This is a genomic window from Pseudomonadota bacterium (assembly GCA_027624955.1).
GTDB lineage: Bacteria > Pseudomonadota > Alphaproteobacteria > UBA828 > UBA828 > PTKB01.
On the sequence record JAQBTG010000003.1, the window covers coordinates 34,557 to 61,399 of the forward strand.

Annotated in this window: 26 protein-coding genes and 1 tRNA gene; 9 read left to right on the forward strand and 18 right to left on the reverse strand. The window is 57.4% G+C overall.

Going from position 1 to position 26,843, the window contains the following annotated elements; genetic code table 11:
• Nucleotides 1–25: 25 nt before the first annotated feature.
• Nucleotides 26–1,087 (reverse strand): GTP-binding protein, encoded by a 1,062-nt coding sequence (locus tag O3A94_01795; protein ID MDA1354983.1) that lies wholly within the window; start codon nt 1,085–1,087, stop codon nt 26–28.
• A 26-nt stretch (nt 1,088–1,113) separates the two neighbouring features.
• Nucleotides 1,114–1,818 carry a cyclase family protein gene (locus O3A94_01800; GenBank protein MDA1354984.1) on the reverse strand — a complete coding sequence of 235 codons (705 nt, stop codon included), beginning with the start codon at nt 1,816–1,818 and terminating at the stop codon, nt 1,114–1,116.
• 225 nt (nt 1,819–2,043) lie between these two features.
• Here O3A94_01800 and O3A94_01805 point away from each other — a divergent pair, with 225 nt between their 5' ends.
• On the forward strand, nt 2,044–2,955 hold the full coding sequence (locus O3A94_01805) for a phytanoyl-CoA dioxygenase family protein (GenBank protein ID MDA1354985.1): 912 nt from the start codon (nt 2,044–2,046) through the stop codon (nt 2,953–2,955).
• 10 nt (nt 2,956–2,965) lie between these two features.
• Here O3A94_01805 and O3A94_01810 read toward each other — a convergent pair whose 3' ends face one another.
• The gene (locus O3A94_01810) at nt 2,966–3,373 is read right to left on the reverse strand and encodes a RidA family protein (GenBank protein MDA1354986.1); all 408 of its coding nucleotides are present in this window, start codon (nt 3,371–3,373) and stop codon (nt 2,966–2,968) included.
• 227 nt (nt 3,374–3,600) lie between these two features.
• Here O3A94_01810 and O3A94_01815 point away from each other — a divergent pair, with 227 nt between their 5' ends.
• From O3A94_01815 to O3A94_01825, 3 genes are all read left to right on the forward strand, one after another.
• Nucleotides 3,601–4,404 carry an enoyl-CoA hydratase gene (locus tag O3A94_01815; protein MDA1354987.1) on the forward strand — a complete coding sequence of 268 codons (804 nt, stop codon included), beginning with the start codon at nt 3,601–3,603 and terminating at the stop codon, nt 4,402–4,404.
• Nucleotides 4,405–4,444: 40 nt separating this feature from the next.
• On the forward strand, nt 4,445–4,912 hold the full coding sequence (locus tag O3A94_01820) for a nuclear transport factor 2 family protein (protein ID MDA1354988.1): 468 nt from the start codon (nt 4,445–4,447) through the stop codon (nt 4,910–4,912).
• Nucleotides 4,913–5,108: 196 nt separating this feature from the next.
• Nucleotides 5,109–6,242 (forward strand): ATP-binding protein, encoded by a 1,134-nt coding sequence (locus O3A94_01825; GenBank protein MDA1354989.1) that lies wholly within the window; start codon nt 5,109–5,111, stop codon nt 6,240–6,242.
• A 20-nt stretch (nt 6,243–6,262) separates the two neighbouring features.
• Here O3A94_01825 and O3A94_01830 read toward each other — a convergent pair whose 3' ends face one another.
• Nucleotides 6,263–7,165 (reverse strand): ROK family protein, encoded by a 903-nt coding sequence (locus O3A94_01830; GenBank protein MDA1354990.1) that lies wholly within the window; start codon nt 7,163–7,165, stop codon nt 6,263–6,265.
• Nucleotides 7,158–8,294: an N-acetylglucosamine-6-phosphate deacetylase gene (gene nagA, locus O3A94_01835; GenBank protein MDA1354991.1), complete on the reverse strand. Its 1,137-nt coding sequence runs from the start codon at nt 8,292–8,294 to the stop codon at nt 7,158–7,160. The genes O3A94_01830 and nagA overlap by 8 nt, the downstream gene beginning before the upstream one ends.
• A 116-nt stretch (nt 8,295–8,410) precedes the next feature.
• Here nagA and O3A94_01840 point away from each other — a divergent pair, with 116 nt between their 5' ends.
• Both O3A94_01840 and O3A94_01845 read left to right on the forward strand, forming a co-directional pair.
• Nucleotides 8,411–9,697, forward strand: coding sequence for an MBL fold metallo-hydrolase (locus O3A94_01840; protein ID MDA1354992.1), 1,287 nt, complete (start codon nt 8,411–8,413; stop codon nt 9,695–9,697).
• A 57-nt stretch (nt 9,698–9,754) separates the two neighbouring features.
• Nucleotides 9,755–10,528 carry an aspartate/glutamate racemase family protein gene (locus tag O3A94_01845; GenBank protein MDA1354993.1) on the forward strand — a complete coding sequence of 258 codons (774 nt, stop codon included), beginning with the start codon at nt 9,755–9,757 and terminating at the stop codon, nt 10,526–10,528.
• Between the two features lie 4 nt (nt 10,529–10,532).
• On the opposite strand, the gene O3A94_01850 is transcribed toward O3A94_01845, so the two are convergent.
• Nucleotides 10,533–11,912: an aspartate aminotransferase family protein gene (locus O3A94_01850; protein MDA1354994.1), complete on the reverse strand. Its 1,380-nt coding sequence runs from the start codon at nt 11,910–11,912 to the stop codon at nt 10,533–10,535.
• Between the two features lie 217 nt (nt 11,913–12,129).
• Here O3A94_01850 and O3A94_01855 point away from each other — a divergent pair, with 217 nt between their 5' ends.
• Nucleotides 12,130–13,482, forward strand: coding sequence for a HAMP domain-containing sensor histidine kinase (locus tag O3A94_01855; protein ID MDA1354995.1), 1,353 nt, complete (start codon nt 12,130–12,132; stop codon nt 13,480–13,482).
• A 44-nt stretch (nt 13,483–13,526) separates the two neighbouring features.
• Here O3A94_01855 and O3A94_01860 read toward each other — a convergent pair whose 3' ends face one another.
• Nucleotides 13,527–14,144, reverse strand: a complete 618-nt coding sequence (locus tag O3A94_01860; GenBank protein ID MDA1354996.1) for a BON domain-containing protein — start codon at nt 14,142–14,144, stop codon at nt 13,527–13,529.
• A 309-nt stretch (nt 14,145–14,453) separates the two neighbouring features.
• Between O3A94_01860 and O3A94_01865 the strand changes: the two genes are divergently transcribed.
• A complete protein-coding gene (locus O3A94_01865; protein MDA1354997.1) occupies nt 14,454–14,663 on the forward strand; it encodes a cold-shock protein in 210 nt (69 codons plus the stop codon).
• A 605-nt stretch (nt 14,664–15,268) separates the two neighbouring features.
• On the opposite strand, the gene O3A94_01870 is transcribed toward O3A94_01865, so the two are convergent.
• From O3A94_01870 to O3A94_01895, 6 genes are all read right to left on the reverse strand, one after another.
• Nucleotides 15,269–16,096: a sterol desaturase family protein gene (locus O3A94_01870; GenBank protein MDA1354998.1), complete on the reverse strand. Its 828-nt coding sequence runs from the start codon at nt 16,094–16,096 to the stop codon at nt 15,269–15,271.
• 70 nt (nt 16,097–16,166) lie between these two features.
• Nucleotides 16,167–16,241: transfer RNA gene (locus O3A94_01875), tRNA-Glu, on the reverse strand.
• A 99-nt stretch (nt 16,242–16,340) separates the two neighbouring features.
• Nucleotides 16,341–18,146 carry a single-stranded-DNA-specific exonuclease RecJ gene (recJ, locus tag O3A94_01880; GenBank protein ID MDA1354999.1) on the reverse strand — a complete coding sequence of 602 codons (1,806 nt, stop codon included), beginning with the start codon at nt 18,144–18,146 and terminating at the stop codon, nt 16,341–16,343.
• Nucleotides 18,147–18,163: 17 nt separating this feature from the next.
• The gene (gene glpX, locus O3A94_01885; protein MDA1355000.1) at nt 18,164–19,141 is read right to left on the reverse strand and encodes a class II fructose-bisphosphatase; all 978 of its coding nucleotides are present in this window, start codon (nt 19,139–19,141) and stop codon (nt 18,164–18,166) included.
• A gap of 27 nt (nt 19,142–19,168) precedes the next feature.
• Nucleotides 19,169–20,479: a homoserine dehydrogenase gene (locus O3A94_01890; GenBank protein MDA1355001.1), complete on the reverse strand. Its 1,311-nt coding sequence runs from the start codon at nt 20,477–20,479 to the stop codon at nt 19,169–19,171.
• Nucleotides 20,480–20,564: 85 nt separating this feature from the next.
• Nucleotides 20,565–21,764 (reverse strand): OmpA family protein, encoded by a 1,200-nt coding sequence (locus O3A94_01895; GenBank protein MDA1355002.1) that lies wholly within the window; start codon nt 21,762–21,764, stop codon nt 20,565–20,567.
• Between the two features lie 157 nt (nt 21,765–21,921).
• Here O3A94_01895 and phaC point away from each other — a divergent pair, with 157 nt between their 5' ends.
• Nucleotides 21,922–23,703, forward strand: coding sequence for a class I poly(R)-hydroxyalkanoic acid synthase (phaC, locus tag O3A94_01900; GenBank protein MDA1355003.1), 1,782 nt, complete (start codon nt 21,922–21,924; stop codon nt 23,701–23,703).
• On the opposite strand, the gene O3A94_01905 is transcribed toward phaC, so the two are convergent.
• From O3A94_01905 to rplM, 5 genes are all read right to left on the reverse strand, one after another.
• Nucleotides 23,687–24,292, reverse strand: a complete 606-nt coding sequence (locus O3A94_01905) for a gamma carbonic anhydrase family protein (GenBank protein MDA1355004.1) — start codon at nt 24,290–24,292, stop codon at nt 23,687–23,689. The genes phaC and O3A94_01905 overlap by 17 nt on opposite strands.
• The gene (argC, locus tag O3A94_01910) at nt 24,241–25,296 is read right to left on the reverse strand and encodes an N-acetyl-gamma-glutamyl-phosphate reductase (GenBank protein ID MDA1355005.1); all 1,056 of its coding nucleotides are present in this window, start codon (nt 25,294–25,296) and stop codon (nt 24,241–24,243) included. The genes O3A94_01905 and argC overlap by 52 nt, the downstream gene beginning before the upstream one ends.
• A 17-nt stretch (nt 25,297–25,313) precedes the next feature.
• Nucleotides 25,314–25,580: a hypothetical protein gene (locus O3A94_01915; GenBank protein MDA1355006.1), complete on the reverse strand. Its 267-nt coding sequence runs from the start codon at nt 25,578–25,580 to the stop codon at nt 25,314–25,316.
• A 75-nt stretch (nt 25,581–25,655) separates the two neighbouring features.
• Nucleotides 25,656–26,081 carry a 30S ribosomal protein S9 gene (gene rpsI / locus O3A94_01920; GenBank protein MDA1355007.1) on the reverse strand — a complete coding sequence of 142 codons (426 nt, stop codon included), beginning with the start codon at nt 26,079–26,081 and terminating at the stop codon, nt 25,656–25,658.
• Nucleotides 26,082–26,136: 55 nt separating this feature from the next.
• Nucleotides 26,137–26,610: a 50S ribosomal protein L13 gene (gene rplM, locus O3A94_01925; protein ID MDA1355008.1), complete on the reverse strand. Its 474-nt coding sequence runs from the start codon at nt 26,608–26,610 to the stop codon at nt 26,137–26,139.
• Nucleotides 26,611–26,843: the final 233 nt, after the last annotated feature.

A 26,843-nucleotide genomic window follows, 5' to 3' on the forward strand; every position in this document is an offset into this window, starting at 1 on the left:
CGTCAAACTCCTCTTGGATGACCGCTTAGATGGCGCCGGAGCCACGGTCGAGGACCGTGTGCTGTTTCAATATGCAGGTGGCAAAGCGGGCTTCGAGGTCTGCCTTGTTGAGTCCCCTGCCGATGATAACCATACGGGTTTCGGGCTCGCCGCGCGGCCAGGTGTCGGCATAGGTTGGCGGGCTGAAAGTGCCTTGAACACCCTGTATGATGACCGGCTTATCGACATTGTCGAATTGCACCAGCCCTTTGACACGATAGAGATCATCGCCAAGTTCTTGGGTTAGTTCGTAAAAAAATCGCAGCACCAAATTCCAGTCCATGATACGGGAATCCTGCAAGCAAACCGCGCTGACGTTTGGGGTGTGGCGGTGAACGTCATCCGCCTCATTGTCCGTGCTGCCGAGCCATTCGCCTACCGCATCGTCGCGATTTTTCGGATCAAACAGATCCAGATCGACAATTTTATCGACCGCCAGCACACCAAAAGACGTGACTTCTTTACGTGAATAAGGATTAAGCGCGCCCACTACCGAAGCTGCGCGGGCGAACGCCGCGTCGTCCACCATGTCGCGTTTGTTAAAAATAATCTTGTCAGCGATGGCAATCTGCTTTTGCGCCTCGACCGAGTTTTTGATCTCGGCTTCCACGTGCTTGAGATCGACAACCGTCAATACCGCATCGAGCTTAAACGTCAGATCGAGTTTCAAATCCGTGTAAAGCAGTTTGGCGAGGGGGGACGGATCCGCAATGCCAGTTGTTTCGATGACGATTTTATCAAAGTCAATCTTCGGCTCGGCCAAGCCCACCTTGCGCATGAACAGTTTGTTGAGGCCATCCATCAAATCGCCCTGGGCGGCGCAACAGATGCAGCCGTTCGTCAGCTCCAACATATCCTCAGAGGCGCGCGATATCAGATCACCATCGATGCCTATTTCGCCGAATTCATTGACGATAACGGCAATTTTTCCGGCGTTCGGATCGCTCAACAAGTGGTTGATCATGGTCGTCTTGCCAGAGCCAAGAAAGCCGCTCAGCAACGTGATCGGTATGCGTTGGTCGTTGTCCCGTGAATCTACCCGAGACATCTCCGATCTCCCGAAAGCTACTCTCTTTAGTCGTCCACCATGGCCCAGGCGCGAACCGGTGCGCCGCTGCCGTCACCGATCTTGATCGGCGGGCCGAAGAACTGAAATTCACCTTTTCCGATCAGCTGTTCAAGATTCACCAGCCATTCGTAATGGGTAATTCCGCGGTCCCGGCAGACGCGGTGATTGGGAAATAGATTGTCCGACGGTTTGTCCGTCGAGGGTCCTTCGACGCCATGCAGTTTGGAGCCCCGATCGGCTAGCCAATTGGTGGCGTCGGCGGTGATGCCGGCGTTGCTCCACACCACTTTCACATCTGGATAGTGGCGCTCGTGCAGGCCAGTGCACATGAGCACGATATGCCCATCCACCTTGACGCCGGTTTTTTCTTGGGCGGCTTCCATATCGGCGACATCGATATCGCCGAGGTCGGGAATGTGGCGCATGTCGAAGCACACGGATTTACCCATGAACATATCGAGCGGCATATTGTCGACCGTGGCGCCATTGGGGTTGGTGTGAAAGAAGGCGTCCACATGGGTGCCGATATGGTCGACCATGCCGAGGAACGTGGTGGCGAAGGAGAGCCGGTCGTTGGGCACGCCGAGCTCGAAATCTTTTATGGTTTTCTCGTGCGTGTAATGCGGAACGATAACGGGGCGCTGGAATAATTTATGCGCCGGCATATTGTCGGTCAGCTTTAACGTCAAATCGATCATTTGTTGGCCCATTTTACTCTCCCCATAATTGCCGATCCCGTGTTGGACCCTTGTAGTCCAAAACAATAGCAGTGCGCCGATGGCGGCGCCAGTAGAAGAGCACTATCGGCGCACGTCCCGATACAACCCCATTGCCGGCGCACATTTGTCACACATCGGCAGTGCTCAACCTATTGTATGGGTGCCCGGTGAAGCATAGAATCATGCAGTCGAAAAAATGGCAGAGGATGCATAATCATGACGCCCGAAAAGGTGTTGACCCACGCGCCTAAAATTCTGGACCAATCGGAGCGCGAATATTTTTTCGAAACCGGATATCTGCTCAAGGAACGCTTTGTAAGCGAAGACTGGTTGGCGCGACTGTGGGAAGTGACCGAGCGCATGGTCGACGAAAGCCGAGGGTTGAGCACATCAAACGATAAGTTCGACCTAGAGCCGGCGCACACGGCGGATGCCCCCAAATTGCGCCGCCTTACCCAACCAGTCGACCATGACCCGGTATATTGGGAGTTCGCGTCGAATTCGATGATTACCGATCTAGCCGAGGATTTACTCGGCCCGAACATCAAATTTCATCATTCGAAGCTCAATTTCAAATGGTTTGGCGGCGGCGAAGAGGTGAAATGGCACCAGGACATTCAATTTTGGCCGCACACCAATTTCAGCGTTCTGACGATTGGCGTCTATCTCGATGATGTCGACGATGTGACGGGGCCGATGGGTGTCCTTCCCGGAAGCCACAAAGGCGAGCTATTTGATCAATATAATGGCGACAATCAGTGGGTTGGCTGCCTGAGCAATCAAGATCTGAAAAAGGTCGAGTTGGACAAGGCGGTCTACATGAAAGGTCCGGCCGGCTCCGTCACCGTTCACCATTGCCGGGCGCTGCACGGCTCCATGGCCAACAATCATCCGAGCAAAGCGCGCCCGCTCCTGTTGAACGCTTTTTCCTCAGCCGATGCCTTGCCGATCACGCCCAATCCCACGCCGTCGCGCCATAACGGCAGAATCGTACGCGGTGAGGCCGCGCGCTATGCCGAGTTCGACCCCTTCCCGGCCCGCCTGCCGCCGGATTGGTCCGGCGGCTACTCCTCCATTTTTGCACTCCAACAGGAAGATGACAAAAAAGCGGCCGGTATTAAGGGGTAAGCAGTTCTGGTCAGCCGATAATTTCGCCGTCGACGAACGCCATCGCCTCTATTTCGATCTCTAGTTCCGGCAGCGCGAGGCCGGTAATTTCGACGATGGTGTCTGCCGGATAAGGCGGTGTGAAATATTTTTTGCGCAGTGCGATTATTTTGCTGAAATTACCCATGTCTTTCAAAAATATAGTTACCTTGATGACCTTGGATAAATCTGATCCGCCAGCTTGCAGAACGGTCTGTAAATTCTCAAAAACCTGCACCGCCTGGGCATCGAAATCTCCGGCGCCGACGACCTTTCCTTCCAAGCTGAAGGCTGCTTGGCCAGAGACGTAAATCATATTGTCGACCCGGTAAGCCTGAGCGAGGCAAAACGCCTCATATGGGTCCGGGTCGGTCTTTATGCGGATCGCTTGTTGCACCATTTCCTATATCTTTCCTGAGTTATGTTTGTCCGCTCGAGACTATTCGTCCTTGCGTCCCGCAACAACATGTCAAAATTGGCAGGCATTGTGAGCCATTAGAGAAGACTCTCCGCAATGGCGCGACTTATCTGCCAGTGCGGGTTATCTTGGACCCTAAGCTTTGACCCAACTCAAACGGTGCGTTGCCGGATGCAGACGGTCAAATAAACGACGAAACGGGAATAAAAATGACGAAGGCGAAAGCAATTCTCACGCAAAGATCAAAGAGCGTTCTCACGCTGACACTCAACCGGCCGGAAGTGCTGAACGCGGTGAATGGGCCGCTCACCGAACAGTTGTTCGATGAACTAGCCGCGGTAGAGAATGATTCCCGCATACGCTGCGTCGTGATCCGTGGTGCGGGAGGGCATTTCATGGCCGGCGGCGATCTCAAATTGTTTCACGGCGAACTCAACCGTGAATCGGATGAACGCCGCCGTTTCTTTGAAAAATTCGTCTATCAGGTGCATCCCTTGATCCAAGTGATCAAGCGCCTGCCTAAGCCGGTCGTTGCTAGCGTTGAGGGTGCGGCGGGCGGTTTCGGCGTGAGCCTGATGCTGGCTTGCGATCTGGTGATCGCTGCAGATACCAGCTTCTACACAATGGCCTATTGCAGCATCGGCACCAGTCCGGACGGCTCGTCGACATATTTTTTGCCGCGCTCCGTAGGGCTAAAAAAGGCGATGGAGCTGGCCCTGCTGTGCGAGCGTTTCGATGCTGAAACCGCAAAGGATCTCGGCATGGTCAATTGGGTGGTCCCGCATAAAGACTTGGTGAGCGAGACGGCAAAACTTTCGCAGCGTCTGGCAAGCGGGCCGACCCGTGCCTATGGCAATACGAAAAAATTGCTAAATGCCTCGCTGCACTCCACCCTTGACGACCAATTGCAGGCGGAAGCCGAAAGCTTCGCGGCTTGCGCTGGTACTTCCGATTTTGTCGAAGGCATCAGCGCGTTTGTCGAGAAACGTAAGGCCAAATTCAAAGGAAAATAGCGCGCGGTTTTCGCGGGTCTGAGGAGAGGAGAATTTCGGTATGGGCAGCCATTCACACGAACATTACGTCAAACTTGTCGAACAAGAATATTTCGGCAATGTCGCCCGTCAGAATATTGCTGGCATCCTCGACTGTTTTACCGAGGATGCGCGGGTTACGATCTATCACGGTGACAATGAGCCACGCCGGTTTAGTGGTGCGGCCGATGCCGGCGCGTCGCCGCTCCGCAGTTTTTTCGATCATTTGCTCGCTAATTACGATCCTCATTTCGAGGACTTCACCCATTTCGTGGATGCGGAAAACGATCGATGCGCCGCGTATTTTAAGGTGCGCCTCATGCCAAAGGCGGTTTCACCCTATGTGGCGTCCGGTGTTCTAAATCTGCACAACTGCAATTTCTTCCTGTGCCGCGCAGGTAAGATCCACGACATGACTGTCTATTATTCCAATCCAGACGCGGCCAAGATCGCTGGACCGGCACCGACCGGTTTTCCCAAAGCAAGCTAACGTCAATTGCGGAACCGCCCTTGCGGTCCAACCGAGGACACATGATCGGCACATTACAATCTGGATTCTTCGCGTCCATCCAATGCTGCTGGCTGTTGCCGGGCTGATGACGAAGTGGACCTGCCGGCGATCGCCGCGCCAATTGGGACCGCTTTAGTCAATATGTTTGAGGCGATCCAAATGGTTCAACATTGATATGCCGAAACCTGGGCCGCCCAAGACGGAAATGGAAATCAGCCAAATTTTGGCGGCCGCAGCGCATGACATGCGCCAACCTATTTATTCCCTCAATCTATTATTGGCCGCTCTTGCCGGCCGCGCCGAGGACGCTGACACGGCAGCACTTGTAAATGGCGCACAAATATCCGCCGACGGGGTATCAGGCGCGATCGAAGCAATTCTCGACATTTCCGCTATGCGCGCCGCCGATGCGGAGCCGGATATGGTGGAGTTCGATATCGCCGGATTGTTCAACCATTGCCGCGACCAATTTGCCGGCCAAGCGGCCACCAAGGGCTTGGAGCTTCGCGTCGTTCCCTGCGCACTCCGTGTGCGGAGCGATCCCCTTCTGTTGCAGCGCCTATTGGATAATTTGATCTCAAATGCGATACGCCATACTGAGTCGGGCCGGGTGCTGGTCGAATGCCGCCGAGACAAAGATATATTGCTGATCGGCGTCCTCAATAGCGGGCCGGACTTAGATGAACAGACACTTGCGCTATTTTCTGGGTCGAGAAGGAGTAGCGATTCGGTATCGCGCTCGGCCTGGCGTGGCTTTGCCTTGGGACTATCGATCGCGCGCGAGTTCGGCACAATGCTCGGTCACGCCATGTCGATATCTTCCGAGCCGGGACGTGGCACTGCCGTTTGGCTAGAGGTTGGCGTCGCGACGGCGCGCGGCGAACCGAAAGTATCTTCCGCAGGAATCGCCGCACCCTTGCCTGAGGTCGACGCCATGATCGCGCTCGTGGAAGACGACCCCGAGGTATATTTTGCGACCTCGGAATTATTGGCCGGTTGGGGATATCAGGTGTTTGGCGGCGCATCGGCCAAGGAGGCGATTGACGACTGTGCGGCAAACGCCGGCGGCAGGTGCCCTGACCTGCTGCTCTCGGATTTCAAATTGCGGAATGCGCAAACGGCGGTCGATGTGATTATGGGATTTAACCGGCACTTCGATAGCAAGATTCCGGCAATCATCGTGTCTGGCGATCCTTCGGCGGTGCTCGATGTCGTGGTCGATGGCCTGGAATTTGAGATTTTACAGAAGCCGATCCGCGCAGAAAAACTCCGCGCGCTCGTGCGCTATGCGCTGGAGAATAGCCGTTAGCGCCTGTGCCTGCGCTTTGCCTAAATCCAGGCAGCACCGCGCACGCCGCTATCCGGCCCATATTTAGCCTCCACTATGCGCGTCACCGGGGCGCCGGAGGAGGCATAGCGTGACCAAAGCCGCGGCACCTCGGTATAAAGGCTGGGGATCGCAGAAAGCCCGCCGCCCAGCACAATGACATCGGGGTCGAGAAAATTAATGGCGGCGGCGAGCGCTCGCGCCAACCGCCTCTCATAAAGCGATACAGCATGCCGCGCATGGTCCTGGCCGCTGCTGGCGAGGCGGGATATTTCCTCGGGCTTTGCTGCTCGCCCGGCCACCGAAAAATAATCGCGCGACAAGGCCGCGCCGTTCAGCCAGGTTTCGATGCACCCGGTTTGACCGCAGCCGCAGGTGATCTCGTCGCCGTCCGAAGGTTCGCGCCACGGCAGGGGGTTGTGGCCCCATTCGCCCGCCGTCGCGTTGGCGCCGGCAACGATCCGGCCATTGACGACCAGGCCGCCACCGACCCCGGTGCCGAGAATCACCCCGAACACCACAGCGGCGCCTGCCGCCGCGCCGTCGGTCGCTTCCGATAAGGCAAAGCAGTTCGCGTCATTTCCGATATGCACGGGGCGTTCAAACAGACGCTCCAGGTCACTGCGAAAAGGCCTGCCTTGCAACCACGGCAAATTAGCCACCAACATCGGTTCGCCGGCGCCGTTGACAACTCCCGGCATGCTGATGCCGATCCGCGCCGCCGGCCGTACCTGGCTTTCCAATTGGGCCACTGTCTTGGAGATAATGTCGATCGTGCCGTTATAATCGCGTGAGATATCAGCACGGCAGCGGGCCTGCTCCCTGCCCTCTTCGTCCAGTATCACGGCGGCAATCTTGGTGCCGCCGATATCGATGCCGATGCGCATGTTGGTTTGCTCAACCATGATATTCGTAATGCCCTTTCACCCAGGTCGCTTTGACCATGAGGTCATCATCCAGCCAGACTAGACTGGCGTCATAGCCGGTCGCGATTTTTCCGAGAGAATCTCCAAGCCCAAGAAACTCAGCGGGATGTGTCGAAGCCATGCGAAGCGCAGCTTCGAGCGGAATCAAAACGTTTCGCACGCAATTTCGCACGGCGCTGGCCATATCGAGGGTCGAGCCCGCAAGGCAGCCATTCGCCAGGAAACATGATCCGTCGCGCACCGTAACTTTCTCTCCCCGATATTCGAAGGCGGCCATTTCGGTGCCGACCGGCGCCATTGCATCGGTGACGAGAAAAAGCTTGTCTTGCTTTGCCCGCCAGGCCGCGAGAATCGACGTCTCATGGACATGCACGCCGTCGGCAATGATGCCGCACCAAAGATCGGCATTGGCGAGCGCTGCGCCGACGGCGCCAGGCGCACGGCCGGTGAATTGGGTCATTGCATTGAACAAATGCGTTACACCCAATAAGCCCGCTTGTTGCGCTGCTGTAACTTGCTCCGCCGTGGCCTGTGTATGTCCGGCCGAAACGCGGATGCCGGCCGCTGTCAATTGAGCGATTAACCCGGGCGGCGCGCATTCCGGCGCCAGCGTGACGACCCGGGCCCCCGGCACAGCGCCAAGCCCGTCGATAATCTCCGCGTCGAGCGCACCTATATGGCCGGCATCATGCATTCCTTTGCGCTCCGGATTTATGATCGGGCCTTCGAGATGAATGCCGAGCACGCCAGGCGTTGCCGCCGCCAAGGCCTCGCATACCGCGTCAATCGCCTGCCTGATATGTCCGCGTTCGTCCGTGATCAGGGTCGGCAGAAATCCGACGGTGCCGAAGCGCCGGTGAGTCTTAGCCATGCGCGCGATGGTTTCTACCGTCGGCGCCGTATTGAACATGACGCCGCCACCGCCATTGACCTGAACATCAATAAACCCGGGTGCCAAATGGCCGCCGTCCAAGTTGTGCTGGGGGATATCGGCCGGGATGTCCGACATTTCCACAATGTCCGAAATATGCCGGCCTTCGATAAGAACAGCAGGCGCTTCCAGGCGCTTGGAAGCGATATGGATGCGACAGTTCGTCAAGGCGTACAAGCAAACATCTCCGAATCGTTCGGGCCGTTGCAGCCTATCAGGCCACCACACCTAGGCGGATTAATTTCTAGCGTTTCGGCGCTTGTTTTGCCCCGGCGCTCTAGGTAGCGTGGCGCATGCTTTTAACCCTCCTCGGCACCGGCTGCCCGCAAGTCGATACCCGTCGGTTCGGCCCGTCGCAAATCGTGCGCCATCATGGCGGCACCTATTTGGTCGATTGCGGCTCGGGCACGACTCAGCGCCTCTATGGCGCGGGCAGCAACGGCGCCGCAGTGGACGCCGTCTTTCTCACCCATCTACATTCGGACCACATTGTCGACCTCTTTCAGCTCTTCATTTCGAGTTGGCATCAGGGACGCGACCGGCCGCAATATATCTACGGCCCCAAGGGCACCAAGCGCTATGTCGAAGGCTTGCTGAAGCTGTGGAAACCGGAATTCAGTCAACGCATCGCGCATGAGATGCGCTCCACCACTGCGGCGCTCGGAGCGGAAGTGGTGGAAATAGAGTCAGGTGAAGTTTTCCGCTCCGGCGATATGGTTGTGACCGCGGTCGAAGTCGATCACTACCCGGTCAGTCCGGCTTTTGGATTCCTCTTCGAAACCTCGACGGCTCGCCTGGCCATCAGCGGCGATACCACCTATTGCCCGGCCTTGATCAAGGCCGCCAAGGGTGTCGATGTATTGGTGCATGAAGTCTATATCCATGACGGCACGCCACAGCGGATGTTGATGCGCGAAAATCAAGGCAGCATCAATGTGATGAGCTATCACACCAGCTCCGACGTAGTCGGCAAAGTGGCACGCGAAATGGAAGCTGGCGTTCTCGTGCTCAGCCATTTTGTGCCCACTCGATTCGACGAAGAGGAGTTGTTGCAGCAGGTGAGTGCTGATTTTGACGGCCCCATCTTGGTCGGCGAGGATTTGATGAACGTCGATGTGGAGCAACGCCGGGTATTGAGTTTTGGCATGTCGGTGGCGCTGGGCAAACAGCAAGCGCCAAAGAACAAAAAATACAAACCCTTGGATCATCCAACTGCCGCGGCGCAGCAACAGGCGGCAGCCGATGCACAGGCGGCGGTCAGATTGGAGGCAGTTTCCTGGTTAGAAGCCGCGACTAAGGCGAACGTTCCGACCAAGTTGAAAACTCCGTCCAAGTCGAAAGCTTCGGCCAAGCCGACAACTCCGCCCAAGCCGAAAACTTCAGCCAAGTCGAAAACTTCAGCCAAGTCGAAGGCTTCAGCCAAGTCGCAAGCTTCAACCAAGTCAAAAACCTCAGCCAAGTCGAGAGTTACGGCCAAGTCAGCAGTTAAGTCGGCGGCCAAATCTAAAACCAAATCAGGGGCCAAGCCTCGGACCAAGTCTGTTGCCAAGAAGAAAACCAATCGCTCAAAACCATCCTAATCCCCATCGCGCCGCCGGAAGCTGAATTCAGCGGAGTTCACACGCGGAGATCACACAATGACGAAAAGAAGAGTCTTGGTCTTGGTTCCGGTGGTGCTGGATGAAAGCGGTCTTGCCAAACGACGGGCGCAGCAAAATTCGGTCGAACTTGGCCCCGACATTGAGTTTGATTATCGCCCGGTTAAGGCCGGCCCCGCGCTCTACGACAGCTATCACGATTTTGCCCTGGCCGATGTCGCGATGTTCGAGGCCGGTCTCAGCGCCGAGCAAGACGGCTATGACGCAGTGTGCATCGATACCATGAGCGATTCCGGCGTCAACGCGTTGCGCTCGGTATTGGACATTCCTGTCATCGCGCCCGCCAAAGCGTCCTACCTGATGTGTCTTCTTCTCGCCACCCGCTTCGGCGTCCTGACCCAGTGGGACCGCTGGGACATCATCTATCGCAAAACCTTGCAAGAATACGGCCTCGCCGACAAATGCGTCGGCTTCCGTTCGCCAGGCCTCGCGCCTGATCCCGTAAACCTGCTCGGCGGCAAGGAAGACGTGGTATTCCCGCAATTCCTCAAATGCGGCCAGGAATTGGTTGAGATGGGCGCAGAGGCAATTTGTCTTGGCTCCACCACCATGCATGAAGCGCATGAATTCCTAGCGCGCGAGCTGCCAGTACCGGTGATTAATCCAGGACCGTTAACCTACAAACTTGCTGAAACAGTGCTCGGCATGGGCCTCAGCCACAGCCGCAAAGCCTACCCGCCGCCAAGCTATCTCAAACTCAATCTGGCCCACGCCATGATGGATGGTGCCGCAGCTTTTGACGGTGAGGATTGACGCGTTAATTCTTGACGAACTTGTCGTCGATAATATCGAGCGCCTGATCTAGAGAATCGATTGCCAGGTCAATCTCGTCCTGGGTGATCGTAAACGGCGGCCCGAGCTTGATAGTGTTAGGCGTGAATCCACCGAGGAAGATGCCGCGCTTGGCGTTTTCGCCGGCGATGATGTTATTGGGCATCTGCGTGAGATCACCGGTAAATGCCGAATACCGGTCTTCCGGCACGATCGGTGTGCCCTCGCCGTTTATCAGATCGACCGTATAGAAAAGGCCGCGCCCCGACACACGGCCGATGGACGGGTGTTTCTCATCAAGGGCGTCGAGGCGCTCTTTGAGGTAGGCGCCGCGCTGACGCACCTGTTGCAGCATGTTGTTGGCCAGCATGTATTCGAGATTGCCGACGATGGTGGCACAGACCAGCGGATGGCCATCCCAGGTACTGCCGCTCCACCAGCGCGCAGCTTCAAAATGCTCAGAAATTTCCTTACTGGCGATGACCGCGCCGACCGGCAATGCCGAGCCGTTCAACCCTTTGCCGGCGGCGATCAGATCAGGTTCGACTCCCGGCCAATGCATATAGCCGAACCATTCGCCAAGGCGGCCGACGCCGCAGATCACTTCGTCATCGATCCACAGGAAGCCGTGGCGCTTGGAAATATCCCTGAGGCCGGCGGTGTAGTCACGGTGCGGAAACGTGCCGCCAGCGCCCAGCATGGGTTCGGTAATCACCGCCGCAATATTCTCACCGCCAATGGCACGGACGATCTGCTCGGTGGCTTCCAGCGATGGAAGACGACCCGTACCCTGCCAATCCTCAAACTCGGGCGCGGGAATGGGAATATAGCCCTGCGCCGGAAATCCGGGGACGTCCTGAACTTGATTAAAATTTCCGGCCGGCGAGATATTCGCGCGGTACCCACGCGCCATTGTTGAGCCCATGACCATGCCATGGAACGAATGCGCCTGGGTGAGGATGACGGATTTCCCGGTATAGAGCCGTGCCATGGTGATGCAGCTTTCCACCGCATCGGTGCCGGAAGAGAAAATCCTTGCCCGGCCAGCCCAGCCCGCCTCGCCGAGCAAATCCTCAATGATCAGTTTGGCCGCCCTGGCGCGATACTCATTGGCCATACCAAAATAGACATGGCCGTAGCGCTCCATAGCGCGTGTTAATTCGGCATGGATAGCGGGATGACGGTGGCCCATGCTGTCCGATATAAGCTGACTCATAAAATCGAGCATGCGGGTGCCGTCCGCTAACGTAAACCAATTGCCGTCCATGCTATCGACCGGGGCATAGGTATGTTCAGACGCCGCTTGCAAACCGTGCAGGTAGTAGGAACGGTCCCATTTTTCTAATTGATCCCAATCACGCGACATTATTTCGAACTCCCTGGTCCATAATTTCTCGACAGTGGTTCAATAAATTCATGCAAAGCAACGCTGGCACATGATAGCGCCCGGACTTAAGTTGAGAAACGCGATTCGATACACCGTAAGCAAAAGCAGTTTGGCGATAAGGTCAGTGGTGTCGATACAAGGTAAACGGGACGACTCAAAATCCCCAGTTGGCCAACCCACTTCTCGGCCGATCGGATTGTTGCGTGCATTGGACCGTTTGGCGTCGTGCTGGGTCAAGGATCAGGATTACCCAGACCTCGATGACAGATTGCGGGCAAAAGTTTTTGTTGTCGCGCATTTCCTGTCGCCCAACCTGGCGCTTGCCATCGCGGCCATGCTCTATTTTGGCGCCGATGTTGCGACACCGAGCCTCTATTGGTTGGTCCTCGGGTTCGCCCTCTTTTTCGTTTATCCCTTTGTTATCAAATGGGGACTATCTTACCGCGCCGCCAGCGTACCTTCTCTGGTGCAGTTTTCGCTGCTGATTTTTTCAGCGCTTTACTATTTCAACGGCATCCAATCGTTCGTAATCCCCTGGATTGCCTCGATTCCGGTGATCGGCATGTTGTTTCTTGGCGTGCGCGGCGCAATTTTGACCTGCCTCCTGGCAACGGCCGGACTCTTGACCATGCTCCTGCTCTATCTATCCGGGCACGAGTTTCCGCAGACGGTGGTCGGAGAGTGGCGCTCGCTGGCGTTTATCTTTTCGGCCGCGCTGTGCGTCATATTCATATCGGGCGCCGTGCTTTCTCATTTGAGCCTGTATGATTTGTCGCAGCGCCGTTTGAAACTCGAGTTGATGCGGCACCAACAAACGACGGCTCGGTATCGTCAGGCAAGAGACGCGGCGAATCAGGCCAGCCTCGCAAAATCGCGATTTTTGGCCACCGCTTCGCACGAATTTCGTACGCCTCTCACGACGATTCAGGCCGGTGTCGACCTACTGTTGCGATACCGCGATAAGATTGACGAAGCTCAAGGGGCGGAGTACCTCCGCGATGTCACGCGGCAGGTAAAAACGATCACACGGCTCCTGGATAATCTTTTGCTGGTCGGCGAAGAAGACGCGACCGATATCGTTTTTCAGCCTGAGGCGATCAAGCTCGCCGATGTCTGCGAGGACATGCTGCGACAAATGCGCCTTGGCGCCCAGGAAAGCCAGGGATTGAAAATCAATTTTTCCGGAGATTGTAAAACCGCATTTATGGACGAAGGGATCGTTAGACGAATCCTCTCGAACCTGCTGTCGAACGCGATTAAATATTCGCCGCGCGAGTCCGAAGTCTTGCTTACAGTGACGCGCCGCGACGACAGTGTCGAGATTCGCGTTGACGATCAGGGTGAAGGCATTGCCGAGGACGAAGTCGAACGTATCTTCGAACGCTATTACCGCGTGAGCAGCACGTCACGGGTGGGCGGCACCGGCCTGGGATTATCGATCGTCAGGGCGGCCGTGGAAGCGCATCACGGGACGATCCGGGTGGAAAGCCAGAGCGGCGAGGGAAGCAGCTTTATTGTGACCTTGCCGGCTTCTCCCGTTGAGATATGAGTCGCGTTCCACTCCACTAGCGCCCCTCCAGCCTGCCTGCGCCGTTATGGGCGCACTTCGACATAGTTGACGATCACGCCGACGCCCTCCGTTTCTGCAGAGACTTGGACCGCCTTGCGAAATTCTTCCTCGGAACGCGCCCGGCCGATAAGATAGACATTGGAAAATGCATCGACCGCGACGCGATAATTAACGTCGGCGATTCCGGCCGTTTCGATTAGGCTGATGCCGACACGTGCATCGAGTTCCAGGGCATCCACCCAATCGAGCATTTCCTCTTTGCGCGCTTCCTGCTCGTCTTCGCTCATATATTGGACATGCCAATAGAGTTCCTTGATCCCATTGATAGCCTCCACTCGGGCGAGGAATTTTTCATAAAGCTGTGTGTCGTCGAACAGCCCCGTTATCAGCAGGCGCTGTTCGTAAATCTCGGTCGACGCCTTGATCGTGCCCAGATCCGCCATCACCGCGTTAACCTTCACGACGATCTCATTGTCCTTGTAAATATCTGAACTACTGCGTGCTTCAATGGCCCGGTCGATCAGGGTTTTGGGCGCCACCAAAATGTCGTCGAGAATTCCCGCCGAGGCTGGAGGCGCGGCTGACGACGCAATAAACGAGATGATCGCGGCAAGGAGTGCGGTACTGAGGTGGATGCGCATGAATACTCTCTTTTCCGAAGGGTTGACGTCTGGACGACCTGTTAAGTCACTTGGTTCGGTGGCTAAACTGAGATGTATGAAGTGATTTGGCTATGCATTATCGACATTTCAAATGTTGGTTTTGCTTAATACTTCTATTTGCATATTGACGCTCTCGGGCATATATAGGCTACATCAGCCTTCGACCAATCGAAGTATCCAGCCTGGCGACTATGCTAAGCTACAATACTTCGTGCGAATTGGCGTGCTGTAAACCGTTCGCAAAAGCATTTTGCGGATGATCGCAATGATAAAGAGAGCAAGAGTAATATGAGTGTAGGAACCGTGAAGTGGTTCAATTCCGTCAAGGGGTATGGCTTTATTAGCCCGGACGATGGTTCGAAGGACGCATTCGTCCATATTTCCGCTGTTGAGAGCGCCGGTCTGCCGGGCCTCGCAGAGGGACAACGGGTCGAGTTCGAACTGCAACCGGGTAAGAACGGCAAAAGTTCGGCTGAAAATTTGGTTCTCGCCGACTAGCAGGCGTTTTCGGGGTGGCAAATCCCTTTTGAAATACTGAGGGACTTTGCCGCCTCACCGACCTCTAATTAATGTTCCGGCGAGACTATGTTATTCGCCGGGAAGCACCGCAGTCCACCTCAACTAGAGCGGTGCGTATGGCGTTCGTATTGGCATTTTTTGCCAGTCGAAATACAGTCGAACGCTGGACGGCGGGATGCGGCCTAAAAAAGCAAATATTGGGCCGTGTGTATGAGGTTCTTACCTTTTCCAGGCGCCCCTGCATTCAATTTCCTCGCCATCAATCAAACCGCTTTTTGGCTAGCCAAGCAGGCTCGCAATTCGTACTGAATGTGACGCCACGCACCAGCTAATTATGTAGCACCTGGTCACCAACACCAGGCAGATGAGATAAATTCTCTATTGCCGCCGGCAATCCCGAACTGCACACCCACGCCGCCGACCAGGTTACAGAAGGCGGCACGTCCCCATGCGGCCGCACTGATCAGGCACCGCCCGTGATATGTTTAGGGCCTGGCTCGTTGAGTGATAAATGTTATGCCCTTGGCGGGGCTACTCCGCACGCCAAGTTCGGGCAACCGGGTGCCACTCCCCTCCGGTGAATATTATACTTTCAGTGCGAGGGCCGCGTTGTCCTGGTCCTGCTCAGGCGCAGTACGTCGAGCGGCAGTTACACCCGCGAAGGTCTCAAGGTAGTCCGGATTCTCGGTGCCGCAGATACGGTCCCACCAAGTGAAATACAGGCCGTAATTACCTGCTTTAGCGCTGTGGTGCAGGTCGTGATGCGTAGTGGTAGTCAAAATGCCGAACACCCGATGCGTCGCGATGCCACGCGGAAACAATTCGAAGCCGCTATGACCGACAACATTGCGCAGGATCATGTGAACCATGAACAGGTATATGACGCTGACATGAAGCGGCAGGACAAAGATTAGGAATGTTAGAAACATGGTTTGAACAACGGCTTCCAGCGGCGCAAAGGCGTAGGCCGCCCAAGGAGACGGGCTGTGCGATTCGTGATGCAGCCGATGAAACAGATGGAAGAGGCGCCGATGGTGCATCAAGCGGTGCGTCCAATAAAAATATGCATCATGCAGGACGATGGCAGCGATCAAACTGAAGATACCGTAGAGCCAGCCCAATTCGGATGATTGAGCGTAAACCTGTGTCCAGCCTCGAGACATCAGCAAATAGATGCAAAATCCGTTCAGCGCGAAGACCATCGCAGTCAGGATCGAATAACGCACCTCCCGCCGAATTGTCGCCGAGCGCGCAGAACCAAGTTGAATTTTACGCCCCCGGAAGGGATTGCCCGGCCACCGATAAAGAAAAAGGAATGCCGCGCCGGCTGGAATGGCAATCAGTAAAAGTTGGCCGCTAAGTATCATTAGCCAGACCGGTAGCGTTACGATGATATCTCCGAAACCAGCCATGCCTGCCCTTCTTCCTACCTCGGAATATCCGCCGCAGGCACACCGCTCGGCCTATCTGAGGTGAAAATATTGGCGACCCCTACGAGAATTGAACTCGTGTCTCCACTGTGAAAGAGTGGTGTCCTAACCTCTAGACGAAGGGGTCGAAGGCTAAGGGGGCTATCTAGTCGGGTGGCGACGTAAAATCAAGGCAGCAAATGCGTTGCGAAGGATATTTGCTGAAATTCATGCCGTTCAAGCCCCGTCAGGTCCAGTCCGCGCCGCTCGCATGCGCCGCATCCTGAATGATTAGTTGCACGTCGTCACGTTCTCGCCAGCGGTTTATGCGCAGATTCCCGGCCACGTGGAGCGGTCCTTCCGACGGCGAAAGCAACATATGTCCCAATTCCTCGCCCGCCGCGCGGAACGCGATGCCGGTCAGCCGTTTGCCCGTGGCGCCGGCCAATATACAGCGGACATGGCCGTTACCGACCACTTTTGCACTGGCGATGCGCGACGCGGTGATGACCATGCGCGGCTCGGAATTGCCGGAGCCGAACGGGCCCACCTGGGCAAGTTCTTCGACTAGTTCGAGCGTCGCCCCCTCGACCGTCAGCGCGCCGTCGATGCCAAGGCTCACCGATTGACGCGCTGCCGTCACAAATGGCGCGAGCCGGTCCATTAGAAAGCTGCCAAGCGCCTCCAACTGGTCTTCGGCCACTGTAAAACCGGCCGCCATCGCATGTCCGCCGCCGTTGAGCAACAGTCCGGCCTGGCGCGCCGCCGTGATCGCCGCCCCGATATCCACCCCGGTGATCGAGCGGCACGACGCTTTGCCGATTCCTTCCGCCACCGCAATGACGATGGCCGGGCGCGAAAAACGCTCCTTCAGCCGGCTTGCGACAATGCCGACCACTCCGGCATGCCAGCCAGCGCCGGCGGCGATGATAATCGGCGCCGGTGTTTCGCCGCGTGCCTCGATCTGGGCCGTCGCCGCGTCAAGAACATCCGCCTCGATGGCTTGGCGTTCCTTGTTGAGTTCACCCAAATGTAGCGCGATGGCCTTTGCGGCTTCGCCGTCCGAGGTCGTGAGCAGACGAATGCCGAGGCTCGATTCACCCACCCGACCGCCTGCGTTTACGCGCGGGCCAAGCACATAGCCGGCATGATAGGCGGTTGGCGCCTCGTCGAGACCGGCGCTATCGGACAGCGCCGCCAAACCAATATTGCCGCGCTTCGCCATGACCTTCAAACCTTGCATCGTTAGGGCGCGGTTAAGCCCGGTGAGCGGCACGACATCGCAGACCGTGCCCAGTGCCACCAGGTCGAGCAAGCCGAGCAAGTCCGGTTCTGGGCAGTCGGCTTTGTAATGTCCGGCCCGACGCAGGGTCCTGTTGAGCGCCACCAGCAGGAGAAAAGTCACACCAACCGCCGCCAGCTGGCCAAGACCGCTATCGTCGTCGAGGCGGTTGGGATTGACGATTGCCGTGGCGATCGGCAGGCGCGGCTCGGCGATATGGTGATCAACGACGATGACTGAGAGACCGGCCGTCGCGGCCGCGTCCAAGGCGTCGAAAGCGGAGATACCACAATCCACGGTGACGACAAGCGCCACACCCTGTTCAGCCAGGGATTTGAGTGCTGGCGCGTTGGGGCCATACCCTTCGCGCATGCGGTCGGGAATGTAATAAGTTCCGGTGCTGCCGACTGCATTTAGGAAGCGTAGGATGAGCGCGCCGGAGGTGGCGCCATCGACATCGTAATCGCCGAACACGGCAATCTTTTCGCCGGATTGAATCGCCGCCGCCAAGAGATCGGCCGCCTTGTCCATATCGCGCAGCACGGATGGGTCGGGCAGCGTGTCTCGCAACGCCGGGTTTAAGAACCTTTCAGCGTCATCCGCGGTAATGCCGCGCGCGGCAAGAACCCGCGCTAGGATCTCGGATATTTCCAACTGCTGGGCCAGCGCCAGTGCAGCCCGGTCGTCTTCCAGGCGGGCTCGCCAGAACTTGCCGGAAACCGAACGCTCGACGCTAAGAAAAGCACCCGACCCTGTTTGAGCGGCTGACATGTCACCGCCCCCAGAATTCAATCGAGCGGCGGGCGACGGGTGAAATCGTGCTCGGCCTCAATCAATCGCAATGTCCCGGTGCGCGAGCGCATGACCACCGAGTATGTGTGCGCGCCGCCGGGGAAACGATGAACCCCTTTCAGCATGGCGCCATCTGTCACGCCTGTGGCGGCAAACATGACATCCCCGCCCGCCAACTCGTGTAGCGAATATTTGCGGTTCAGGTCGGTCACGCCCATAGCGCGCGCACGTTTCTTTTCGTCATTGTTGCGAAACACCAGGCGGGCCATCATTTGCCCGCCGATGCAGCGCAGCGCCGCCGCCGCGAGTACGCCCTCCGGCGCCCCCCCAATGCCGATATACATATCGACCGAGCTGTTGAGCCGGGTCGTGGCGATGACGCCGGCGACATCGCCGTCGTGAATAAGTTGAATGCGGGCCCGCGTTTCACGCAACTTGGCGATCAATTCGCTGTGGCGCGGGCGGTCGAGCACCAGCACCATGAGATCAGAAATTTCGCACTTCTTGGCGTGCGCTAGGCGCGTGAGGTTCTGCACCGGCGTGTCGTCGATATCGATCAAATCCTCGGGCAGGCCGTCGCCGACAGCGATCTTATCCATGTACACGTCCGGCGCATTGAGAAAGCCGCCTTCTTCGGCCATGGCGAGGACGGCCAAAGAATTGGGTCCGCCGGTAGCGCAAATGGTGGTGCCCTCCAGCGGGTCGAGCGCGACATCGACCTTGGGACCGTTCCCCGTGCCGACCTTCTCGCCGATAAAAAGCATCGGCGCCTCGTCCCGCTCGCCCTCACCAATGACCACCGTGCCGTCGATATCGAGGGCATTGAGGGCGCGTCGCATGGCGTCCACAGCCGCCTGATCCGCTGCGACTTCGTCGCCGAGACCGGTCATGTGCGAAGCCGCACGCGCCGCTGATTCGGTGACGCGGACGGCATCCAGCGCCAAGTTACGGTCTAGAGAAACAGCTTCGGCCATGATTTCCTCTCGGCGCCGGGGTGGCGCTTATGATAAATTGACGATACGAATCATGCGCGGCGTCTCCAACACCGTGTGCAACTCGTCCATGGCGGCGAGAGCGCGCACGAGCGCACCTTCTTCCGCCACATGGGTGGTAAGCACGACCGGAACGGCCTCATCGGGCCGGCGGCCGTGTTGCAGCAGCGATTCAACTGAAACCTCTTGGTCGCGCAGGCAAGCCGCAATATCGGCGATCACACCGGGCCGGTCCACCACCATGAGACGGATATAGTAGCTGCCGACATGGCTCCCGGGCGGCGCCTTCGGCCGCGCCACAAGCGCTGACACCGGAACGCCGAATACCGGCACCACCAAGCCACGCGAAATATCGGCGAGGTCTGAAATAACGGCGGACGCGGTTGGCCCGGCGCCTGCGCCTGGACCTTCGAACGTTGTTGTGCCAACAAAATCGCCCTCGGTGACGACCGCGTTCAACACGCCGTCGACATGCGCGATGGCGGTGTTCTCGGGCACCATGCAGGGATGTACGCTTTGCTCGATACCAGCGTCGCTGGCCCGTGAGACCCCTAGCAGCTTGACGCGATAGCCGAGTTCTTCGGCAAAGCGGATGTCGATCGGGTTAATGTGGCGAATGCCCTCGATCTGGACGGCCTCGAAATCCACCGGACAGCCGAAAACCAAGCTGGTGAGAAGCGCGAGCTTATGCGCCGCATCGATGCCGTCGACATCCGTTGACGGATCCGCCTCGGCATAGCCCAATTCCTGTGCTTCCTTGAGGACGGCATCAAAATCGCGTGGCACGCCGGCGCGCACGCCGTCGCGCATTTCAGTTAAAATGTAATTGCAGGTTCCGTTCAAAATGCCGTAAACGCCGGAAAATTTGTTGGCGATAAGACCTTCCCGAAGCGCTTTGATGATAGGAATGCCGCCTGCAACGGCCGCTTCATAGCCCAAATTCACAGCGTTCTCCTCGGCCATACCGGCGAGAGAATTACCATGATATGCGAGCAGGGCCTTGTTGGCCGTGACCAGATGTTTGCCGTTCCGTAAGGCCGCCTGTGAAAGCTCAAGAGCAATGCCGTCGCCCCCGCCCATCAACTCGCACACGACATCGATATCTGGATCGGCCGCAAGATCGAGCGGATTGTCGTACCATTTGAGAGACGAGATATCGACGGTTCGGTTCTTTTCGCGCTCGCGAGCGCTCACAGCGACTACGTCGAGCCGTCGGCCGAGCCGGCTTTGCAGGAGAGTGTTTTGCTGGTCGAGCAATTTTAGCACGCCGCCGCCGACAACGCCCAGCCCGGCCAAACCGATACGCACGGCGTCGCTCATCGCTGTCCCCGGCGCTCGTTTTTTACATTAATTTGATTGTGTAGTTTGTTGATAAATAACAATTAAATATAAGCTCTCTGGGGCGCTAAAACTCGATATATATGTCGGCGCGGCGATTTTCCGCTTCACCAGCGGGCATGTATTCATAGCTCAGAGGCTCATTGTCGGAGCGCGCGTCGACCATCACCGCTTCGGTCGGCACGCCGAGGCGTGTTAATTCCATCGATACGGCGGTCGCGCGATCCAGTGATATTTGAAAATTCACCAAGCGATGGCTGTCTGAATCCATGTCACGCGTGCGCTGGCTGGAATGGCCGATAACCCGCACATGGCCGCCAAATTTCTGGTGTAGCTTGACGACCTGCTTGAGCGCTGCGCGGTCCGCCGAATTGAGAGCGGTGGAACCGGTGGAAAACGGAATACTAGCAGCCTGAAAAGATATGGAGCCGGCGGAGGTGCCAGCAATTTGGTCGCTGAACGGCGTCTCTGACGACAGTGACGCCGGCATGTTATCTGCACCATCGCTAGAAAGCGGCCGGTCTGACAATAGGCTGCCTTGGCGAACCTGAGCCGAGACCTGCTGGACATTGGCTTGGCGATAAGGCGAGCTGCCCGAAGAATCAAAGCGTTCATTGAACAGCGCGCGGAACTGGTTTATCGCCATTACGCCGCTCTCGGTCACCTTAGCGACGCGGGTTTCGCTTGCATCCACGCGGCGCGCCGCTTGCACGGGTTCAATTTGCCTGACTGTGCTTTCGCTGCTCGTTGCCGTCACGGCGACGTTCTGTTCCGCTGCCTGACGTTCGCGGAAAACCGATTCCGATGCCGGTTCGATGTCGCTAACCGGCTGCCGCTCGATGAATTCGCCGGGATCCGTTTCCGGTATCGGCAGAGGGTCAGGTTGGCGAACTGGCTCGACCGCGGTGGCTACTGAGGCGACCTGCGGCTCATCGACATCAGGGCCATCGTCCGCGTAGCGGCTGCGCAATGTTTCGTTGGTGTAGCGCGCCTCATCTCGATCGGCCACCAGGCCTTCGCTGAGTTGGTCCAAATCCTCTGGACTTGATGCCGGTCTTGGCGTATCAGGCACTTCGCTCAACTTCGGAAAGTCTTGATCTCCGCCGTCTTGCGACAAGGCGCGGTCGTTTACTTCGTCATCTTCGAAAAATCCGCCGGCATCATCTAAGATGGCCGAACAGGCCACTGCGCCCGTCAACACGAGCGCGAGCACCGCAGGGGCTAGGTAGCGGGCGGAAATACGATGTTTGATCCAGCTACTCGACATTTGCACTCGCGATTTTTCGGCGCCTCGATTTGGCTGTATTATTGAGCGGAAGAAACATTGTTACTAGCATAGATCAACCACATATCAACGCTTTTTGGCCCCCTTGCGGGGACTACAATTGGCTGCGGAGAGATTAATGATGGACCAAAATGAGACGATGAGCGGCGCTGAGGAGACTTTGGCCAAGGCCAATGAATTCGCGCGTATGGCGGCGCAAAGCCAGCGTATCGTGGCTAATTTCATCGCGCGCCAACAATCTGTAGGCGTTCTCAAGTCTCAGGGTCCGTTCGATGTCGGGCAGGCTTTCACCGACATGACGCAACAGATGCTGTCCGATCCAGCCCGTCTGGTGCAGGCACAATTGGGCCTGTTTGAAGGCTATATGAAGCTCTGGCAGCATACTGCGACCCGCATGATGGGTGGCGAAGTGGGCGAACCCGTCGTCGTGCCCGCATCCGACGATCGCCGCTTCCGCGCCGCCGACTGGAGCGAAAACCCCTTTTACGACTTCATCAAGCAATCTTATTTGCTGACGTCGAACTGGTTCCTGTCGACGGTACAAGAAAACTCCGGCGATTTGGATGAGAAGAGCGCGCAAAAACTGGCTTTCTACACGCGCCAATTCGTCGACGCCGTGTCTCCGACCAATTTCGCTATGAGCAATCCGACGGTGCTTCGCGAGACGCTCGATAGTGGCGGCGAGAATTTGGTCCGTGGTCTCGCCAACATGCTCGACGATCTCGAGCGCGGCGGCGGCAATCTCGCGATCCGCATGACCGACGAAGACGCATACGAAGTTGGCGGAAACCTCGCGTTGACGCCGGGAAAGGTCGTCTTTCAAAACGATCTCATGCAATTGATCCAGTATGCCCCGGCCGGCGATAGCGTATATGCCCGCCCGCTTCTCGTCATCGCGCCCTGGATCAACAAATTCTACATCCTCGACTTGAAACCGGAGAACTCCTTCATCGGCTGGGCCGTGGCGCAGGGCTACACCGTGTTCGTTATATCTTGGGTCAACCCGGACGAACGCCTGTCGCACAAGGGCTTCGAGGATTATATGCGGGAGGGCCCGCTGGCAGCGCTCGACGCCATCGAACAGGCTTGCGGCGAAAAACAGGTGGCGGCGGTCGGCTATTGCCTCGGCGGGACTCTCTTGTCGGCGACGCTCGCCTATATGGCGGCGCAGGATGACAAGCGGATTACCAGCGCGACTTTCTTCGCCACCCTGGTAGATTTCGAGGAGCCCGGCGAACTCGGCGTCTTCATCGACGAGGAGCAGCTCGCCAGCCTGGAAAAGATGATGAGCGAAAAGGGCTATCTAGATGGCCGTGAGATGGCGACCACTTTTAACTTGTTGCGCGCCAACGACCTCATCTGGTCGTTCGTGATCAACAATTACTTGATGGGCAAGGAGCCCTTCCCCTTCGACCTGCTCTTTTGGAACTCAGATTCCACCCGCATGCCGGCGGAGATGCACAGTTTCTATCTACGCAAAATGTATCAGGAAAACGCCCTAGCCCGGCCAGGCGGCATCGAACTCGGCGGCGTGCCGATTGATCTCGGCAAGATCGACCTGCCGGTCTATGTTCTGGCCGCGCATGAGGACCATATAGCGCCGTGGCAGTCTTGCTTTAAGGCGACCGGCCTGTACTCGGGAAAAACTCGTTTTGTGCTCGGCCAGTCGGGCCATATCGCCGGCGTTGTTAATCCGCCTGACGCTGGAAAGTACGGTTTCTGGACGGGAGAGTTGAATGCCGGAGAAAGCGCCGAGGATTGGCTCACCGGCGCGGCGCGGCAAGAAGGTTCGTGGTGGCGCGATTGGCACGCTTGGCAGTCCCGGCGAGCCGGCAAGAAAGTTGCGGCGCGCGAACCGGGCGCCGGCAAGCTTGAGATCATCGAGGACGCGCCCGGCAGCTACGTCAAGGTAAGGACTTAATCTCCGGCATCTCGCTATATTCCCTGGCGCGGGCGGCATAGGCGGCGGCAACGCGTTCGATCTCTTCGCGCTCTGCGTTGCTCACCGGGCGCACGAATCTGGCCGGACTGCCCATCCACAATTCTCCGCTCTTGACCCGCTTGTTGGGCGGCACCAACGCGCCCGCCGCGACCCAGGCGCCGGTTTCGACTACCGAATAATCCATCACCACCGCGCCCATGCCGACCATGCAGGCGTCTTCCAAAATGCAGGCATGCAGTAGGCAGTGATGGCCGACAACGACGTCCTCGCCGATCAGTGTCGGGCCATCGCGCGTCGCAGTGTGAATGACCGTGCCGTCTTGAATGTTCGAGCGCGCGCCGATGCGGACATAATTGACGTCGCCGCGAATCACCCCACCGAACCACAGGCTAGAATCCTGCGCCATCTCAACATCACCGATGACGCTTGCGCCCGGCGCCACGAACGCCCCGGGCGCAAGGCGCGGCAGGACATTGCGGAACGGCAGGATATAAGCGCCTTGGATGCCCATGGTGCCTAAGGGAACAACGACAATTGTTTGAGCCCTGTCGTCTCCGGCAGGCCGCACATCAAATTCATGTTTTGCAGCGCTTGGCCCGAGGCACCTTTCACCAGATTGTCGATCGCCGTCACGATGATGATGCGGCCCGCCAAGCGGTCGGCAAAGACACCAATCAAGCAATGGTTGGAGCCGCGCACATGACGCGTTGCCGGCGACACCCCTTCCGGCACCAGATGGACGAATGGCTCATCCGCGTAACGCTCCGCCAGGATGGCGCGGACCTCATCGAGTGTCGCGCCGGCGGCGAGCCGGACGTAGATGGTGGCCAAAATTCCGCGATTCATCGGCATCAGGTGCGGCGTGAAGCTGACGCTAACTGGCGCCCCGGCGGCTTCCGATAATCCTTGCTCTATTTCCGGTGCGTGGCGGTGCTTGGCCACGCTGTAGGCGTGCACCCCCTCGCCCACTTCGGAATAAAGTGTGTCCTGCCTGGGTTCGCGGCCGGCGCCGCTGACACCCGATTTGGCATCGATGATAATGTCCTCGACCGCGATCCGTCCGGCCATCAGCAGCGGTGCCAGGGCGAGCTGCGGGCCGGTCGGATAGCAGCCCGGATTGGCGACCAGCCGGGCGCTGGAAACAGCATCTCGTTTCAATTCCGTGAGTCCGTAGACCGCTTCTTGCTGTAACTCGATAGCGCGATGTTCATGGCCGTACCACGCGGCATAAAGCGCCGGATCGGCCAGCCGGAAATCCGCCGACAGATCCACGATTTTCAAATGCTGCGGCAGCCCAGCAATGACTTCCTGCGTGGTGCCGTGCGGCAGACAGCAAAATACCGCATCGAGAGCGGAGTAATCGAAGGCATCAATAGTGATCAAATCTGGCGCCCGCATTGCAGCTAGATGCGGGAACACTTCCGCGAGACTTCGTCCAGCGCGGCGCTCGGCGGAAAGCATTGCCACGTCCATGCCATCATGCCCAGCCAACAGGCGCAGCAACTCACCGCCGGTGTAACCGCTGGCGCCAAGAATTCCGATGCGTATTTTTTTATCGCCGTTTGTGTTCATACCCGTCACGTTGAATCTTACCGACGTTTGACGATATCGCCCTTTTCGTTGACCCGTCCAGCGATACGCGCCGCGCTGCCGTCGCCTAGGCGATATTCCGGTAGTTCACCCGTAACCGCACAGCCCGCGCCGACCATTGCGGAGCGCCCAACGCCGATGCCGCAAACGATGGGCGCGTTGGCGGTGATCGTAGCGCCGATGCCGCCGCTGATCTGAACATCATTCGCGATGAAGAAATTAACATCGAGATTTTCGGATCGGGTGTCTGATAGGGGATAAATCAAGCTGGCCTCCCCGCCAAAAGTCTCCCGCCCCGCTAATGCGTGGCCGTCACCGGGCAGCAGCTATCCCCAAATTCCCTAGCGCTTGGAGAACTGGAAGCTTCGTCGTGCTTTGGCTCTGCCGTATTTCTTTCGCTCGACCACGCGGCTGTCGCGGGTGAGAAAGCCGCCCGATTTCAACACTTTTCTGAGATCCGGCTCACGCGCTACGAGGCAGCGTGACAGGCCGTGGCGCACTGCACCGGCTTGCCCGGAAAGGCCGCCGCCGCCCACTGTACAGATAATATCGTACTGATCGCGCCGGTTGGTGGCATCAAACGGCTGATTGATAATCATGCGCAGCGCCGGGCGGGCAAAATAGACCTCTACTTGGCGTTTGTTGACGGTGATCTGGCCGGTGCCTGGTTTGATCCATACCCGGGCCACGGCATTTTTGCGCTTGCCGGTGGAGTAAGTGCGGCCTTGCGGGTCGATTGACGGTTCCGGCGCGCTGACGTCCACAATCGCTTCCGCGACTTGGCTCAGTTCGGCCAAGCTGTCGAGTGTGCGGGTTTCTTCCTCAGCCACGGATCGCGCTCCTCTTATTTTTCGGGTTCATGGCGCCGACATCGATAATTTCAGGTTGCTGCGCCTCATGGGGATGCTCAGAACCGGCATAGACCTTAAGATTGCTGATCTGCTTGCGGCCAAGTGGTCCCTTCGGAACCATGCGCTGAATCGCCAGCGACACCACGGCTTCCGGGTTTGGTCCGGCAAAAATGCTAGCCGGCGTGCGGCTGCGAATACCGCCGGGATAGCCAGTATGGCGGTAATAGATCTTGTCCTGGAGCTTGTTCCCAGTGAGCTTAACTTTTTCCGCATTGATCACGATGACATTGTCGCCGCAATCCATGTTCGGGGTATAGGTCGGCTTATGTTTGCCCCTGAGACGCGTGGCGGCGATGACCGCGAGACGCCCGAGGACAACGTCCTCGGCATCAATCAACAGCCATTTCTTGACGATATCCTTGGGAGTGGCCGAGTATGTTTTCATGACATGCATTGCCTGTGTAAACGAATTGTCACTGTCGCTACGACGATTGAAAGAAGCTAGCTAGACGCTTCAAACAGGCGGCAGTATGCCATGGAAAATCAGGTGGTCAACTTGAAAGAGCGTTTTATTTCATTTATTTAAGTAGTGGTATCAGAGTAGTGCGTTGATATATCTCAGGTGGCTGGCGACTTACCTGCCGTGCGTTATATATTGCGATAACAATCCGGGAAAAT

Bases quoted from the DNA above. Each gene is read 5' to 3' on its own strand.
- O3A94_01830 (MDA1354990.1), bottom strand. From the start codon at position 7,165: ATGGTTGAGCAAACCAACATGCGCATCGGCATCGATATCGGCGGCACC.
- rplM (MDA1355008.1), bottom strand. From the start codon at position 26,610: ATGAAAACATACTCGGCCACTCCCAAGGATATCGTCAAGAAATGGCTG.
- recJ (MDA1354999.1), bottom strand. From the start codon at position 18,146: ATGTCAGCCGCTCAAACAGGGTCGGGTGCTTTTCTTAGCGTCGAGCGT.
- O3A94_01795 (MDA1354983.1), bottom strand. From the start codon at position 1,087: ATGTCTCGGGTAGATTCACGGGACAACGACCAACGCATACCGATCACG.
- O3A94_01865 (MDA1354997.1), top strand. From the start codon at position 14,454: ATGAGTGTAGGAACCGTGAAGTGGTTCAATTCCGTCAAGGGGTATGGC.
- O3A94_01860 (MDA1354996.1), bottom strand. From the start codon at position 14,144: ATGCGCATCCACCTCAGTACCGCACTCCTTGCCGCGATCATCTCGTTT.
- O3A94_01805 (MDA1354985.1), top strand. From the start codon at position 2,044: ATGACGCCCGAAAAGGTGTTGACCCACGCGCCTAAAATTCTGGACCAA.
- phaC (MDA1355003.1), top strand. From the start codon at position 21,922: ATGAGCGGCGCTGAGGAGACTTTGGCCAAGGCCAATGAATTCGCGCGT.
- O3A94_01895 (MDA1355002.1), bottom strand. From the start codon at position 21,764: ATGTCGAGTAGCTGGATCAAACATCGTATTTCCGCCCGCTACCTAGCC.
- O3A94_01810 (MDA1354986.1), bottom strand. From the start codon at position 3,373: ATGGTGCAACAAGCGATCCGCATAAAGACCGACCCGGACCCATATGAG.
- argC (MDA1355005.1), bottom strand. From the start codon at position 25,296: ATGAACACAAACGGCGATAAAAAAATACGCATCGGAATTCTTGGCGCC.
- O3A94_01825 (MDA1354989.1), top strand. From the start codon at position 5,109: ATGCCGAAACCTGGGCCGCCCAAGACGGAAATGGAAATCAGCCAAATT.
- O3A94_01840 (MDA1354992.1), top strand. From the start codon at position 8,411: ATGCTTTTAACCCTCCTCGGCACCGGCTGCCCGCAAGTCGATACCCGT.
- O3A94_01800 (MDA1354984.1), bottom strand. From the start codon at position 1,818: ATGGGCCAACAAATGATCGATTTGACGTTAAAGCTGACCGACAATATG.
- O3A94_01850 (MDA1354994.1), bottom strand. From the start codon at position 11,912: ATGTCGCGTGATTGGGATCAATTAGAAAAATGGGACCGTTCCTACTAC.
- O3A94_01890 (MDA1355001.1), bottom strand. From the start codon at position 20,479: ATGAGCGACGCCGTGCGTATCGGTTTGGCCGGGCTGGGCGTTGTCGGC.
- O3A94_01870 (MDA1354998.1), bottom strand. From the start codon at position 16,096: ATGGCTGGTTTCGGAGATATCATCGTAACGCTACCGGTCTGGCTAATG.
- O3A94_01820 (MDA1354988.1), top strand. From the start codon at position 4,445: ATGGGCAGCCATTCACACGAACATTACGTCAAACTTGTCGAACAAGAA.
- O3A94_01815 (MDA1354987.1), top strand. From the start codon at position 3,601: ATGACGAAGGCGAAAGCAATTCTCACGCAAAGATCAAAGAGCGTTCTC.
- O3A94_01845 (MDA1354993.1), top strand. From the start codon at position 9,755: ATGACGAAAAGAAGAGTCTTGGTCTTGGTTCCGGTGGTGCTGGATGAA.
- glpX (MDA1355000.1), bottom strand. From the start codon at position 19,141: ATGGCCGAAGCTGTTTCTCTAGACCGTAACTTGGCGCTGGATGCCGTC.